This is a genomic window from Sphingomonas sp. GW821-FHT09B04, assembly GCF_059418285.1.
Genome location: NZ_JBWKPO010000003.1, coordinates 705062 through 719465 on the forward strand (window position 1 = coordinate 705062; position 14404 = coordinate 719465).

Sequence of the window (14404 nt, forward strand, 5' to 3'; positions counted from 1 at the left end):
CTAAGGGCGCGTAAGTCGTGCAAGTAGAAGCAGGCCATGAACGCCGGTCATGCCGACGCCCATAGCCCGCATGGGGTATTATGGGAATGAATTATTTCTTCGCCGCCTGATTTGTGACGGCCTATTTGACGAAAGCGGCTGCGATCTTGAGGTCGACCGCGTCGCTGACCAGCGGGATCGCGTAGGTGATGCCGAAGTCGCTGCGGCGGATCGTTGCCTCCGCCTCGAACCCGACATTCTCCTTGCCACCCATCTGCGGTGGAGTCTTGCCCGCGCCATAGAAGTCGACGTCGAGCGTCACGGCCTTGGTCACGCCGTTGAGGGTCAGGTTGCCCGTCACCTTGGCCTCATCACCATCCTCGTCGATGACGACGCGGGTCGAGACGAATTTGGCGTCGGCAGCCGCGGCGCCGAAGAAGTCGGGCTTGCCGCCGTCCTTGCCCGGACGCAGCAGATGTGCGGTCAGGCCTTCGTTTGCGGTCACCACTTTCGATATCGGGATGGTGATGTCCACCTTCGACGCGGCAGGATTGGCGCGGTCGAAGCTCGCAGTTCCCGTGATACCGCCGAACAGGCCCCAATAGGGAGTGAAGCCGAAGTGATCGACTTCCCAGCGGACCAGGGTGTGGCCCGGGTCGACGGTATAGCTGCCGCCGCTGATGGCGGCTTTGTTCTTCGAGCCCGGAAGCTGCACCTGCTGGGCGACGATCGGCGTGGCGATGGCGACGGTGGCCGCGAGGGCGGCGATGACGAGACGCATTGATGAACTCCCCTGAGCGAAAACCGCGCGGATTGTCGGCGCACCGGGCGCGGCGGTCAAACAACGATTCGGGAACGCAGGGTTTCCGTGACGCGGCAGGATCAGCCCGCGAGTGCGCCCTCCAGCGTCTTCGTGCGGTCGGCCTGGGTAAGCGCCTGACGTGCAATCGCGTCGATCGCTGCATTTAACGCAGGGTAGGCGGGGGTGCCCGCCTGCGCGCGGGCGCTCGCCTCATGCTCCAAGTCGGTGACGAGTTGGACTGTTTCGCCCCGAATCGCGTCGAGATCGGCAAGGGCGGTCTGCGCACTTACCCACGCTTCGCTGCCCGCTGGGACGCCGCGGGCGATCGCAACTCGCGATTCGGCGGTGATCGCCGCTGCCTGGAAGCGTTTCGCAGCGTCTGCCGCCGCTTTCCGCTTCTGAGCGATACGGGTGTCCAGCGCGGAATCGGGTGCTGCGATGGGGTCGGGCCGTGCGGGCTCTGCGTCGTCGCGGCCCTCGATCGGGCGCGGAAGCAGCGAGGGATAGCCCCCGTCGGTGGTGGTACAGGCAGCCAGCATGCCCATCGGCAGGACCAGCGCGGTGAGGGAAAAGGAGCGTCGCATCACGGGTTGGTCTATGTCGCAAAGAAACTGTGCGCAACGGGGTTGCCTTTCCCCAAAAGCGCTTCTATCTGCGCCCCTCCACAGTGCGCCCGTAGCTCAGCTGGATAGAGCATCAGACTACGAATCTGAGGGTCGGACGTTCGAATCGTTCCGGGCGCGCCATTCAAAGCCCCGTCAGGTCTCAGGACCCGGCGGGGCTTTGTTGTTTCTAGCAGCAGGCACTGATGCGCGCGTCGCGCGCGGCCAGCCTGACCCTCATTTGTCGCGGAATTTGGCCGTAGCGCGGGCAGGGAGGCGTTTCGGCGCTAGTCTGCGCTCCCCTCTGCGTCGAACGCTCTGCAGACGCTCCCACGCCGCTGTGGCGCGTCGCTGGCGGGGGATCTCACGCGCGCAAAGAAAAAGGCGTGCGGACGGGGGGACCCGGCCGCACGCCCTGAAAGGAGTGGGTGATTAGAAGTTGAAGCCGGTCGACAGCTTCACGGTCCGCGGCGGACCGTCGATGTTGAAGTTGTTCGGATCGCGCAGACCGGTCGTGGCGTTGAAGCCGTTATAGTTATAGTCGTTGAACAGGTTGATGATGTCGACGCGCACCCAGACTCGCGTGGCGTCGCTCAGGAAACCGAGCTTCAGCTCCTTGGTCGCCGACAGATCCATCTGGCGATAGCCCCAGCGGTCGCCATTGCCGTTAGCCTGGATCGCGACGACGTCCTTCGTGCCCGGCTGGCCGACGCCCGGCGTCGTCGCGAAGCGCTTGAGCCAGACCGGCGAGGCGATCTGGAACTTGGTCGCGAGCGTGATGCCGCCCGGCACATCGACCGTGCCCGCCATCACGAAGCGATGGCTGCGCACGCCCGCCGACGGACGGAAGGGATAGTCGCTGATATCCTCGTAATCGAGTGCGAAGCCCTCGCCGAACTGCCGGTTCTCGTTCGCCTTGGTGTAGGTGTAAGTGGCGTCGATGCTCCACGGCGATGCCTTGGTGTAGCGCTTGATGAGCTTCAGGAAGGCGGTGTCGGCGTTGGTCTCCAGCCCGTTGTCGCCGATGATGATCGATCCGAACGGTGCAGGCGTGAAGGTGAACGGCGAGTCGGGTGCACCGGTGGCCGGGAAGAACAGCCCGCCCGGACGGCGATTGCCCAGCATGTAGACGAAGCCGTCGCGGCTCTTCACATGCGAATAGCCGATTTCGACATCGAGCAGGTCGAAATTGCCGCGCACGCCCAGGCTGTACTGGTCGGAGTACGGCATCTTGATGTCGTTCTTGATGAAGCGCAGCTCGCGTCCTGCACCCGCCGGCAGGCCCGCGATCAGCGCGGCGCGGCCTGCTGCGGTCTGGAAGTTGGCGTTGTAGGCGATGCAGGTCACGCTCGGCGTGCAGACGTTCACCGTGTCGCCGGGGACGTTGAAATTGAACGTACGGTTCGCCGCCTGACCTTGCGCCAGCTCCTGCTGGATGAAGTCGAACTGGGTACGGTCGTACGAACGGCCGAACCCGCCGAAGATCGCGAAGCGGCCCGCTTCGTCGAGCTTGTAGTTGAAGCCGATACGCGGCTGCCAAGCGCCGGTGAACGCCTTACGTTCCTTACCCGTCGAGATATAGTCGTTGATGTTGTAGTTGGCGCCGTTGAGGTTCGGGTAGTTGGCCGGGCTCACCGCCGCGACCTGCGCCGCCGAATGGACGTAGTTCAGGAACGCCGGGGTGCGCTCATAATCCCAGCGCAGACCGAGGTTGACGGTCAGGCGATCGGTGACGTCCCAGTCGTCCTGAACATAGATGCCGAGCTGGAAGTTGTCCGAACTGATCTGCGCGTCAGTGAAGCTGCCTGCCAGCGCCTGGAAGGTCATCTGGTATGGTGCGGTCGTGTTGAGCGTCGTCGCGCCCAGTGGCGTGAAATAGCGGAACGTCGGGTTGAAGCCGTTGCGCGTCAGCGAGTTGAGCGTGATCCACTTCGTTTTAACGCCGACCTTGATGGTATGGCCTTCAAACCCCGTGTAGGTGAAGTCGTTTGAGATCTGCCAGCCCTTCTGGCCCTTGTTCTGGAAGTTGGTGCCGCCGCCGGTTTCCAGGACGTTGCCGTCGAGGAACTGGGCCGGGTTGGCCGGGTTCGGGATGCGTACGCGATAGACGTTGCGGTTCGCCTCCATAAACGGACGCGGGTTCCACTCCACGTCCTCATAGGCGACCTTGAAGTCGTTGACCCAGCTGTCGCCGGTATGCTCCCAGCGTGCAAGGCCGCGAATTTCCTTCACGCGGGCGATCGTGCGGGTCTCATAGGCGGCGATACCGCTGTTGAACGTCTCACCCGACTCGTCGCGATACTTGCCCGAAATCTCGAACAGGTCGCGGTCGCTCGGGGTGAAGTTAATCTTGCCGAAGTAGAGGTTCTCGTTGAATTCTTCGTTATACGCGCCGTAGTTTGCGGCGAGGTTGGCCGGGATCAGCGGGCGCGCTGAGCCCAGCGTCGCGGGGATCGCGACGTCGCGCGGCGTAACGCGGCGCTTGCCTTCATAGGCCACGAAGAAGTGCAGCAGATCCTTGACGATCGGGCCGCCCAGCGTGCCGCCAAATTGCAAATCCTTGGTGCGCACCTTGCCGGTTGCATTTGCAGGCATGAACTCGATCGGGCGCGCGTCGCGCAGGCTCTGGTTCGTGAAATCCACGAAACCCGAACCCTTGAACTCGTTGGTGCCCGACTTGGTCACCGCCGTGATCGCGACCGAACTGACCTGGTCGAACTCGGCCTTGTAGTTCGAGCTGATGACCCGGTATTCGCCGATCGCCGACTGCGGAAAAGGATTGCCCTGAGTCGAATCCTGGCCGGTGACGCCGTTCTTCAGGACATAGTCCTTCTGTCCGATGCCATCGATGAAGATGTTGACCGAGTTGGAGTTCTGGGCACCGCCCTGCAGGCGCGACTGGTCGCTGCCGTTGGTGATGAACTGAACGCCCGGAGCAAGATCGGCAAAGGCCAGGAAGTTGCGGTTGTTCTGCGGCAGCTGTTCGATCAGGCGCTCGGAGATCGTGGTGCCGACCTCGCCGCCCTGCATCGAGCGGATGCGGCTGCCCGTGACGATGACCTCTGCGCCGCCATCGGCGGGGGCCACATCCGGCGTCGAGAGGTCGAAGTCGAACACGGCGTTCTGAGCGACCGCGAGGCGGAATTCGTCAGTGCGGCGCATGCCGTTGGGGGTCGTCACCTCAAGCCGGTAGTTGCCGGGGGGAAGTGAGGCGAACTGGTAGCCGCCATCGGCGGCCGGCGTGCTGGTGCGGGTGAAGCCGGTGTCGACGTTGACGATCGTGACCTGGCTGACGCCACCTTCAGCCGTTACCTTGCCGCGCAGCGACGAGGAGACCTGCGCATGGGCGGGGGCGGCGACTCCGACCGCGAGCGCTGCGGCGCCGCTGGTCCAGGCAAGCGCGGCCGCTGCAGCGCGAACGCGCGAGCGACGGATCAGGCTGGCCTTGGCGATATGTGCTGAATTCACTGCATCCCCCCTATTTTGTTACACGAGCGTGACAACGTTTACCTTCGACGGCGTCTCGCGACTCGAAACGACTCGACGGCGCGCTCTTATGATTGTTACCCGGAGAATGTAACCGGTTTCATTCGCGCTGAGTAGTCAGGGTGCGGTTGAGAACGTTCCCATAGGCAGATCGCCACTGAACTGTTGCAGGAAGGTGACGCCAGAACGGGTAAGGAAGGGTATCGCGCAAACTCGCTGTCTTCGTGCGTTAACCCTTTTACCGTGCCTTAACCCTGTGTGCTTACCCCGTGGCAAGGTGATGAAGGGGAGCAGGCCTTGCGCATTCTGATCGTGGACGACGAGCCGGGGATGCATGAATCCTATCGCCAGTGCTTCAAGCGTGCTGGCGGGGGGCAGGATAGTGCGCTCGACACGATGGCAGCAGAGCTGTTCGGGACTGACGACGCGCCTGTACTCGCGGACGCGCCCGCCAGCTTCGACACGACGCATTGTATGCAAGGCGCCGAGGGCGTCGAGGCGGTTGCGGCTGGCCTCGCCCGCGGCGAGCGGTTTGCGGTTGCGTTCATCGATGTGCGAATGCCGCCGGGGATCGACGGTAAGGAGACCGCCAAGCGAATTCGCGCGCTCGATCCCGACATCAACATCGTCATCGTCACCGGATTCTCCGATTTCTCCCCGCTTGAGATCAGCCGCGCCGCTGGCCCCGCGGACAAGATCTTCTACATCGCCAAGCCCTTCCAGGCCGAAGAAGTGGTGCAGACCGCAACCGCGCTCAGTCAGCGCTGGGAAGCCGATCGCGCGCTCGCCGCAGCGATGACGCAGCTCAAGGAGCAAAAGGCTGAATTGGCCGCCAACGAGAGCAAAGCGACTCATCTTGCTAACCATGACAGCCTGACCGACGCGCCCAACCGGTTGGCCTTCATGCGCGCGCTGACCGATCATGTCCGCGGGCCTGATGTGTTCGCGATGGCGATGATGGATCTCGACCGGTTCAAGCTGGTCAACGATACCTTCGGCCATCTTGCCGGTGATGAACTGATCCGCATGGTGTGCGGCGTCGTGCGCGATACGGTGCCCGAGGGCGGCTTCGTCGCCCGTCTGGGCGGTGATGAGTTCGCGGTTCTGATGAAGGTGACCGGCGAGGACGAGGCGGTGATGGCGGTCGAACGCCTGCTGCTGGCCTGTGCCACGACCTTCACCGTGTTCGGCCATTCCGTGCAGGGTTCGGCCTCGGCAGGCCTTGTTATCGTCCAACCGGGGATGCAGCACGATCCGATCGACGTAATGCGCCGCGCAGACCTGGCGCTCAACGAATCCAAGAAGTCGGGCAGAGGTGTGGTGCGGCTGTTCGACGAGAGCATGGACGAATCGATCCGCTTTCGTCGCCAGATTGAGGGCGGCCTCTCGCAGGCGATCGCCAATGGCGAGCTTCGCCTCGTCTATCAGCCGATCGTCGCGCGCGATGAGATGGAAGTCGTCGCGTTCGAGGCGCTGCTACGCTGGAACAGCCCCGAATATGGCCATATCTCGCCCGGCCTGTTCATCCCGATCGCCGAGGAATCGAATCTGATCCACGAGCTGGGCGACTGGGTTCTCGATGAAGCGCTCAGGATGCTTCAGCAATGGCCGGGACAATATGTCTCGGTGAACTTCTCGCCGCGGCAGTTCCGCCGCCAGAATTTCGTCGGCCATGTCGTCGAACGGGTTCAGCGCGCCGGCATCGAGCCGAGCCGCGTTCAGATCGAGATTACCGAAACCGCGATCTTCGACAACGCCGAACGCGCCGCCGATACGCTGTACCGCCTGCGCCAGATGGGCTTCCGTATCGCGCTCGACGACTTCGGCACGGGTTATTCCTCGCTCTATAACATCCGCAAGTTCGCGCTCGATTGCCTCAAGATCGACCGCAGCTTCATCGACGGCATGGGCAAGGAGCGCGAGAGTGCGGCGATCGTCCATTCGATCATTCATCTCGGGCGCGCGCTGGGGCTCGAAGTCGTGGCCGAGGGCGTCGAGACCGCCGCGCATCTCGGCGCGCTCCAGCTTGCCGGGTGCAGCCACTATCAGGGCTATTATCTCGCCCGGCCGCTGGAGGCCGATATCGCTGCCGAACTCGCGCATGAGCGGTTCATGGTGTCCGAGGAGGTCGAGACCGTGAACGCCAGGACTGCAGTGCCGGGTAACGGCACCAACGGCTGATGCCGCGCTGGCGCCTCGCCTATGCGCGGTTGCGGCGGCGCATCCCCGTTTCGCTCGGTGCCAAGCTGGTCGCGATCCTGACCGGCGTGGCGCTGCTCGGGGCAGGTGCGGTGACGCTGCTGCTCGCGCTCGTCATCACCCCCGGCTTCGACCAGCTCGAACAGGCGGCAGTGGACGGGCACGTCGAACGCACCCGCGCCGCGCTTACCGAATACGCCTCCAAGGTCGAGGCGTCGGTGCGCGACTATGGCGACTGGAGCGAGAGCTACGACTATATGGGAACGCCGAATAAGGCGTTCGAGGAAGACAGCTTCGCGACCTCCGCGATGATCAATCTCGGCGTCAATGGCATGGCCTATGTGACGCCGCAGGGTAAGGTGGTGATCGCCCGCTGGCTCGACATCGAGAATGGTCGTGACGTCCCCGCGATGCGCGCCCGGATGCTTGAGGCGATCGGCCGGATCGACTTCGCCAAGGCGCTGGCCAGCGACAATTCCGCAAGCTTCTATGTTCGGCTTGGAGACCAGATCGCGGCGATCGGCATCGCGCATGTTCGCCGCACCGACGGCAGTGGACAGCCACGCGGCAACGTCGTGATGGCGCGCCTGATTACCTCCAAACAATTGTCGACGCTGTTGCAGGTCAAAGCGCAACTCGAAGTGCCGCATCCGGTGCCCGACGCGACGGTGACCCGGCTCGAAGAGAGTCTCTCCGTCGCGGTACCGATCCGCGGGCCCGACGGCGTGCCGGTGGCGAGCGCAACCTATCACGTGCCGCGTGACCTGTCGGCGTTGGGGCGCGACATGCTGTTGTTTGCGGTCGGCGGCACGGTGCTGCTGCTGCTCGTGGTAATGGCGGTGCTCAGCCTGATGATCGCCCGGCTGGTGTTGCAACCGCTGCATCGGGTCGAGCGACATATGGGGGTCGTGCGCCGTTCGGGCGATCTGGTTCCGTTGACCGAAAAGTCGCGCGGCGATGAGATCGGAAGCCTCGTCACCAACTTCAACGCGATGCTCAGCCAGCTCAAAGATCTGCGTGAGCAGGTCGAGGCGCAGTCCTTCAAGCTGGGTCAGTCCGAGAGCGCCGTCGCGGTGATGCACAATGTGCGTAATGCGCTCAACCCGGTCAGCACCGTGCTCAGTCAGGGGCTGGCGCAGGTGCCGGTCGCGGATCGCGCGCTGATCGATCGCGCGCTTAGTGAATTGACGGACGAGGCGATTCCTTTGGTACGGCGGCAGAAGCTGGTCGCGTTCCTCGCCGCAGCGTTCGAGAATGAGGCGCGCGCACGCGGCGAGCGTAGCGAACAGATGGCAATTGGCCGCGACGCGCTGCAAAATGTGCTCGAGATCATCGGCAGGCAGCAGGAGCAGGCGCATGAGCGGCCGCCGCTCGACACGTGCGACGTTACCGACATTGTCGCCCGCAACGCGACGATTGCGCGCTATTCGGGCGGGAGCTCGATCGCCTTCCACTTCCCGTCACGGCCGCAATGGGCGATGGCGAACCGCGTGCTGTTGAGTCAGGTCATCGGCAATCTGTTCGCCAATGCGGCGGAAGCGATCGCCGCGACCGGTCGCGATAGCGGAAGCATCTCGGTCACGATTCGCGAGCATGACGGCAAGGTTGAGATCGCCATCCGCGATGATGGTGAGGGCTTCGATCCCGAAACCGCAGCGAGGCTCTTTCAGCGCGGCTTTTCGACTCGCAACAGTAAGATGGGCGGGCTCGGCCTGCACTGGTGCGCCAATTCGATGATCGCGATGGGCGGTAGCCTCGCGCTGCGCAGTGACGGCAAGGGGACCGGCGCCCGCGCAATGCTTACGCTGCAGGCATCGGACTCGGTACGTGCGGGGATTGCGGCCTAACGCACCCAGCCGGCGCGTTGCGGCGGCGCCAGATCGTCCTTCCGCCGCAAATACGGCGCGACGAGGTTGCGGGCGCGGAAGAACTCTTGCGCGGCGGGGTCGAGCGTGTCGAAATTGCCGATCACGCGACGGCACCCCCTCGACCGGCACTGGCAGATCATGTGCCAGTTCGATTGGGCCAGCGTTGTGGAATAATCCCAGCTGACCTCCTCGCCAAAGGCGATGTCCCGGATCGCGACAAGGATCACGCCGTCCTCGGTGAAGCGCAGTCCTGCATTGGGGGCGCAGCTGTGGTTGACCAGATCGTCAAGCTGTCCCGACGGCCCCATATAATGATCGGGCGTCACCTGAACGAAACGGTCCTCACTTCCACGCATCAGGCTCGGCACCTGAGTCACGTGGAAGCGGCGTCCGGTGAAGCGCATCAGTTCCGCGCCCTCGGCGAAGCGGCATTGCGCGAATACTGCCTTGCCCAGATGATTGTCGCCGACCGCGAACAAATTGCGGTTGGGACGGTAGCGATCGAGGATCAGGAAACCGCCGCGCCTCCAGCCGAGCGAGCGCAGCGGGTTGATGGTCGCAAGGCCGATCATGAACCAAATGCTCGCATGGCAGGCGAACTCGACGAAAATGTACGCAAACTCGCTGACGCCGCTACCGCCTGCGCGTGCCGCGACCAGCAACGTGGCGAGGTCGCCCAGTGTCCACAGACCCCATGCCGGCGAGCGTTCGCGGCCGCGGTCCTTCCATACGCTCGCCCAGGTCGGCCAGAAGCTGATCGGTACTGCCGCAACGACCAGCATATGCGCCCAGAAGGTCTCGCGGAACGCGACCCACAGGATCAGCGCGACGAGGCACGCGGCCATGCACAGCGATTCGAGGGTGTCGGGTTGTGCCCAGTTCGACCGGCGCCACAGCGCGAGCGTGACGACGACGCAGCAGGCCGCGGAGAGCAGGAACACCCAGCTTTGCGGCGATCCGGGATTCACCGCGTGATAGGTCGCGGCCTCGACTCCCGCCGACGCGCTCCAGATCAGCCATGAGGCGCGGTTGGGCTGGACGATCTCGCGCCGCAGCCCGAGCAGATAGACCGCATAGGCAGCAAAGCTGAATCCCATCGCGGTTACGAACCAGAAATCGGTCGTCATCAAGCCCCCTTGCCAAGGGGCTGTTTACCTTATCTGGTAACTTTCGTCAAAGCGCGACTCGTGCTGACTCCGCGAGTCGCAACGAATCAGAGTTCGTGTCGGGCAACCTGTTCGAGGACGGATTCGGCCAGTTCGCGACGACAGATCAAGACATCCGGAATGCTTGACTCAGACTTGTTGTAGACGATCGGCGAGCCATCGATGCGCGAGGCGTGCAGCCCCGCGGCGAGTGCGACCGCGACCGGCGCACAATTATCCCATTGATGCTGGCCGCCCGAATGGAGGTAAATCTCCGCTTCGCCCAGCACCACCGCCATTGCCTTGGCGCCTGCTGATCCCATCCCGATCGTTTCGGCATTCAGCGTTTGCGAAACCGCAGCGCACAGCGCGCTGGGTCGCGTGCGGCTGACCAGCATCCGTGGAGGCGTTGCGGAAGGCGCAAGGGGCGGGGGCGCATCGCTCGATAGCGTGATGCCGCGTCGGGGCAATGCGACCGCGCCGACTGCCGCGGTGCCATCGATTGCTAGCGCCACATGCACCGCCCAGTCCTCGCGCCCCTCGGCAAACTCGCGCGTCCCGTCGAGCGGGTCGACGATCCACACCCGGCGCGAGGCAAGGCGTGCGGGGTCGTCCGCCGACTCTTCCGACAGGATCGGATCGTCGGGCCGCATGCTGCGCAGCATGTCGAGGATCAGCCGGTTGGCCTCGCGATCGCCGCGGGCACCGTCCGCGTCATTTGACTGGATCTGCAGCAAGAGCCTGCCAGCCGCTTCGGCCAGGGCATGTGCCAATTCCGCATCGTTCATGCGCACGCCTCGTGCGCTGTCCAGGAATGAAGCTTAGCGGCGGCGTCGAAGCTCGCGGCGCTTGGCTTCAGAACTGCCAGCCATGCGCAACTTTCGCCAATGCGATCGTTGGCGATGGACCAGCACCGCCGCAGCAGCACCAGCAAAGAGCGTAGCGAGTATGCCAAAGGCGATCCACTCGCGAACCTCGAAATCCCCCAAGACTTCACTCCAAAAGCAAACGCGGCAAACGCGCGCATCATAGTACTGGTGACCAGATACCGAGAATGCGTTCGATGATCAATTCCGCAGCTTCCTCAGGATTGGTTCGTGTAGTGTCGATGCGGATTTCTGGATTTAGAGGCGCCTCATAAGGGCTTGAGATGCCTGTGAAATCTAAGATTTCGCCCGCGCGTGCCTTTTTATAGAGGCCCTTCACGTCGCGACGCTCGGCCTCTTCGATCGGCGTGTCGATGTGGATTTCGAAGAACTCGCCCTCGGGGATCATGCTGCGCACCATTTCGCGCTCGGCGCGGAAGGGCGAGATGAACGCAGTCAGCACGATCAGTCCGGCATCGGTCATCAGCTTGGCGACCTGGCCCACGCGGCGGATGTTCTCGACCCGGTCGGCATCGCTGAAACCCAGATCCCGGTTGAGGCCGTGGCGGATATTGTCGCCGTCGAGCAGAAAGCTGTGCTTGCCCATCGCGTGCAGCTTCTTCTCGACCAGATTGGCGATCGTCGACTTGCCTGATCCGGAAAGGCCGGTGAACCACAACAGGCGTGAGCTTTGCCCCTTTTGCGCAGCATGCGCCTCGCGCGTGATCTCGATCGCCTGCCAATGGACGTTCTGCGCGCGGCGCAGCGCGCGGTCGATCATCCCTGCGGCAACCGTGGCGTTGGTGATCTTGTCGATCAGAATGAACCCGCCCAGATCCCGGTTCGGACTCTCGCGATTGTCGGCATAGGGCTCGAACACGACGCCGCGGTCGGTCGCGATCTCGGCGACGCCGATATCGTTGAGCGCCAGCGTCTTGGTCGACAACTTCGCCAACGTGTTGACGTCGATCGCATGCTCGGGTTCGCGGATCGTCGCGCTGACGGTCTGCGTGCCGAGTTTGAGCCAGTAGCTGCGGCCGGGAAGCAGCGGCTGCTGATCCATCCACACGATCGTAGCGCTGAATTGGTCGGCGACCTCGGGCGGGGCGTTCGCCGCCACGATCACATCCCCGCGCGAGCAATCGATCTCGTCGGCCAGCGTCAGCGTGACTGATTGATCGCGTCCGGCTTCGGCCAGATCGCCGTCAAAGGTGACGATCCGCGCGATGCTGCTGGTGCGTCCAGAGGGAAGTACACGAACCTTGTCACCCGGCTTGACCGTCCCATTTGCAATCGTCCCGGCAAAGCCGCGGAAGTCAAGATTGGGGCGATTGACCCACTGCACCGGCATGCGGAACGGACGGACGTCGTCCTCGCCGCCGACCGGCACGTCCTCGAGATGCGCGATTAACGCCGGGCCGGTGTACCAGGGCGTATTGGCGCTGGCCGCGGTGATGTTGTCGCCCCTGAAGCCCGAAATCGGGATCGCGGTGAAATCGTCGATGCCGATGCTGGTCGCGAATTCGCGATAGTCGGCGACGATGTCGTCGAACACTTGCCTGTCGTATCCGACCAGATCCATCTTGTTCACCGCCAGCACGATGTGGCGGATGCCGATCAGGTGGGCGAGGAAGCTGTGCCGTCGCGTCTGCGTCAGCACGCCCTTGCGCGCATCGATCAGGATCACGGCAAGGTCGGCGGTCGACGCGCCGGTCACCATGTTGCGCGTATATTGCTCGTGCCCGGGCGTGTCGGCGACGATGAACTTGCGCTTCTCAGTAGCGAAGAAGCGATAGGCAACATCGATAGTGATACCCTGTTCGCGCTCGGCGGCGAGACCATCGACCAGCAGCGCGAAATCGATCTCCTGCCCCTGCGTGCCCAGCCGCTTGCTATCCGCCTCAAGCGCCGCGAGCTGATCCTCGAAGATCATCTTGCTGTCGTAAAGCAAGCGGCCGATCAGCGTGGACTTGCCGTCATCGACCGATCCGCAGGTGATGAAGCGGAGCAGCGACTTGGACTGATGCTGCGCCAGATAGGCGCCGATGTCGGATGCGATCAGTGCGTCGGGGCGATAGCTGGAGGTCATCAGAAATACCCCTCCTGCTTCTTCTTCTCCATTGATGCTGCCTGATCATGATCGATCGCGCGGCCCTGGCGTTCGCTGGTGGTGGTCAGCAGCATTTCCTGAATCACATCGTCCAGCGTGGCGGCCTCGCTCTCCACCGCACCGGTCAGCGGGTAGCAGCCCAGGGTGCGAAAGCGAATCGATCGTTCGACCGGCACTTCGCCGTCCAGCGGAAAGCGGTCGTCATCGACCATCAGCGTCAGCCCGCCGCGAACCACGGTCGGGCGCGGTGCAGCGAAATAGAGCGGGACAATCTCGATATTCTCCGCGCGGATGTATTGCCAGATGTCCAGCTCGGTCCAGTTGGAGATCGGGAACACCCGCATGCTCTCCCCCTTGGCCTTTTTGGCATTATAGAGCCGCCACAACTCGGGCCGCTGCGCTTTCGGGTCCCAGCGGTGGCTGGCCGAGCGGAAGCTGAACACGCGCTCTTTGGCGCGGCTCTTCTCCTCGTCACGCCGCGCGCCGCCGAACGCCGCGTCGAAGCCATATTTGTCGAGCGCCTGCTTAAGCCCCTCGGTCTTCCACATGTCGGTGTGCAGCCCGCCATGGTCGAACGGGTTAATCCCGCGTGCCTCGGCTTCTGGATTGCGGTGGACGAGCAACTCCATCCCTGCATCGCGTGCGGCCCTGTCGCGCAGCGCATACATGTCGCGGAACTTCCAGGTCGTATCGACATGAAGCAGCGGGAAGGGGGGCGGGGCGGGGTAAAAGGCCTTCTTGGCAAGGTGGAGCATCACTGCGCTGTCCTTGCCGATCGAATAGAGCATCACGGGACGCTCCGTCTCGGCCACGACCTCGCGCAGGATGTGGATGCTCTCGGCCTCTAGCCGGGCAAGATGGGTAAGCGACTGCATGGCCGCCGATCTAGTCACACGAACCGGGGGCTGCGATCTAGATAAAGTTTATGCCGCTCCAGTCAGGAGCGAGGCGTACCGTCAGGCGGTCTCCTCCCGTTCGAGCCGCCATCCGCGCGCATCCTTTCTCATTGATGAGCCACAGCCCTTGCAGCGGCCGTGATGCGAGCGTGCGCCGATAATCACAGTGGAACGATCACGTTTGTGCTGGCCTAGCGCGCAACGCGCAAGCTGGAGGATACTCATGGTACGCCGAATCCTTCACCTCAGGATGAGGCGACCCCCAAACGCTCAATCTTCCGACATGGGTGCAGGCAGAATCGGTCAGCCGTTGGTATCGCGCTGTGGTTTGCCGATGCCGACGAGGGTGAGGCCAGCGCGTTGGGTTTCTGCGACGGGATAGATGTTGCGCAGGTCGATGAGCAGCGGTGTGTTGAGGAGCGACTTGATCCGATTGAGGTCGAGCGCGCGG

The 14404-nt window shown here is 63.4% G+C and carries 9 protein-coding genes and 1 tRNA gene; 3 read left to right on the forward strand and 7 right to left on the reverse strand.

Annotation, left to right across the window (positions count from 1 at the left end):
- Positions 1–121: 121 nt before the first annotated feature.
- Both AC07NK_RS12885 and AC07NK_RS12890 read right to left on the reverse strand, forming a co-directional pair.
- Positions 122–760, reverse strand: coding sequence for a YceI family protein (locus tag AC07NK_RS12885; protein WP_495170991.1), 639 nt, complete (start codon positions 758–760; stop codon positions 122–124).
- Between the two features lie 101 nt (positions 761–861).
- Complete coding sequence (locus AC07NK_RS12890) at positions 862–1365, reverse strand: hypothetical protein (protein WP_495170992.1); 504 nt, start codon at positions 1363–1365, stop codon at positions 862–864.
- Between the two features lie 85 nt (positions 1366–1450).
- Between AC07NK_RS12890 and AC07NK_RS12895 the strand changes: the two genes are divergently transcribed.
- A tRNA-Arg gene (locus AC07NK_RS12895) sits at positions 1451–1527 on the forward strand.
- 288 nt (positions 1528–1815) lie between these two features.
- On the opposite strand, the gene AC07NK_RS12900 is transcribed toward AC07NK_RS12895, so the two are convergent.
- Positions 1816–4851 carry a TonB-dependent receptor domain-containing protein gene (locus AC07NK_RS12900; protein WP_495170993.1) on the reverse strand — a complete coding sequence of 1012 codons (3036 nt, stop codon included), beginning with the start codon at positions 4849–4851 and terminating at the stop codon, positions 1816–1818.
- Positions 4852–5166: 315 nt separating this feature from the next.
- On the opposite strand from AC07NK_RS12900, the gene AC07NK_RS12905 reads away from it, so the two are divergent.
- Together AC07NK_RS12905 and AC07NK_RS12910 are read left to right on the forward strand one after the other, a co-directional pair.
- Positions 5167–7050: a GGDEF/EAL domain-containing response regulator gene (locus tag AC07NK_RS12905; protein WP_495170994.1), complete on the forward strand. Its 1884-nt coding sequence runs from the start codon at positions 5167–5169 to the stop codon at positions 7048–7050.
- Positions 7050–8915 (forward strand): sensor histidine kinase, encoded by a 1866-nt coding sequence (locus AC07NK_RS12910; RefSeq protein ID WP_495170995.1) that lies wholly within the window; start codon positions 7050–7052, stop codon positions 8913–8915. Before AC07NK_RS12905 ends, AC07NK_RS12910 begins: the two co-directional genes overlap by 1 nt.
- Here AC07NK_RS12910 and AC07NK_RS12915 read toward each other — a convergent pair.
- The 4 genes from AC07NK_RS12915 to cysD all read right to left on the reverse strand — a co-directional run bounded on the left by AC07NK_RS12915 (position 8912) and on the right by cysD (position 13932).
- Positions 8912–10063, reverse strand: a complete 1152-nt coding sequence (locus AC07NK_RS12915) for an SET domain-containing protein-lysine N-methyltransferase (RefSeq protein WP_495170996.1) — start codon at positions 10061–10063, stop codon at positions 8912–8914. The genes AC07NK_RS12910 and AC07NK_RS12915 overlap by 4 nt on opposite strands.
- An 86-nt stretch (positions 10064–10149) precedes the next feature.
- Positions 10150–10869, reverse strand: a complete 720-nt coding sequence (locus tag AC07NK_RS12920) for a 3'(2'),5'-bisphosphate nucleotidase CysQ (protein WP_495170997.1) — start codon at positions 10867–10869, stop codon at positions 10150–10152.
- A 238-nt stretch (positions 10870–11107) separates the two neighbouring features.
- Positions 11108–13036, reverse strand: coding sequence for a sulfate adenylyltransferase subunit CysN (gene cysN / locus AC07NK_RS12925; RefSeq protein WP_495170998.1), 1929 nt, complete (start codon positions 13034–13036; stop codon positions 11108–11110).
- Positions 13036–13932 (reverse strand): sulfate adenylyltransferase subunit CysD, encoded by an 897-nt coding sequence (gene cysD / locus AC07NK_RS12930; RefSeq protein ID WP_495170999.1) that lies wholly within the window; start codon positions 13930–13932, stop codon positions 13036–13038. Before cysD ends, cysN begins: the two co-directional genes overlap by 1 nt.
- Positions 13933–14404 lie beyond the last annotated feature (472 nt).

What these genes read in the sequence shown, in the direction of transcription:
- AC07NK_RS12885 (WP_495170991.1), bottom strand. Translation starts at nt 760, where the DNA reads ATGCGTCTCGTCATCGCCGCCCTCGCGGCCACCGTCGCCATCGCCACG.
- AC07NK_RS12890 (WP_495170992.1), bottom strand. Translation starts at nt 1,365, where the DNA reads ATGCGACGCTCCTTTTCCCTCACCGCGCTGGTCCTGCCGATGGGCATG.
- AC07NK_RS12910 (WP_495170995.1), top strand. Translation starts at nt 7,050, where the DNA reads ATGCCGCGCTGGCGCCTCGCCTATGCGCGGTTGCGGCGGCGCATCCCC.
- AC07NK_RS12915 (WP_495170996.1), bottom strand. Translation starts at nt 10,063, where the DNA reads ATGACGACCGATTTCTGGTTCGTAACCGCGATGGGATTCAGCTTTGCT.
- AC07NK_RS12920 (WP_495170997.1), bottom strand. Translation starts at nt 10,869, where the DNA reads ATGAACGATGCGGAATTGGCACATGCCCTGGCCGAAGCGGCTGGCAGG.
- cysN (WP_495170998.1), bottom strand. Translation starts at nt 13,036, where the DNA reads ATGACCTCCAGCTATCGCCCCGACGCACTGATCGCATCCGACATCGGC.
- cysD (WP_495170999.1), bottom strand. Translation starts at nt 13,932, where the DNA reads ATGCAGTCGCTTACCCATCTTGCCCGGCTAGAGGCCGAGAGCATCCAC.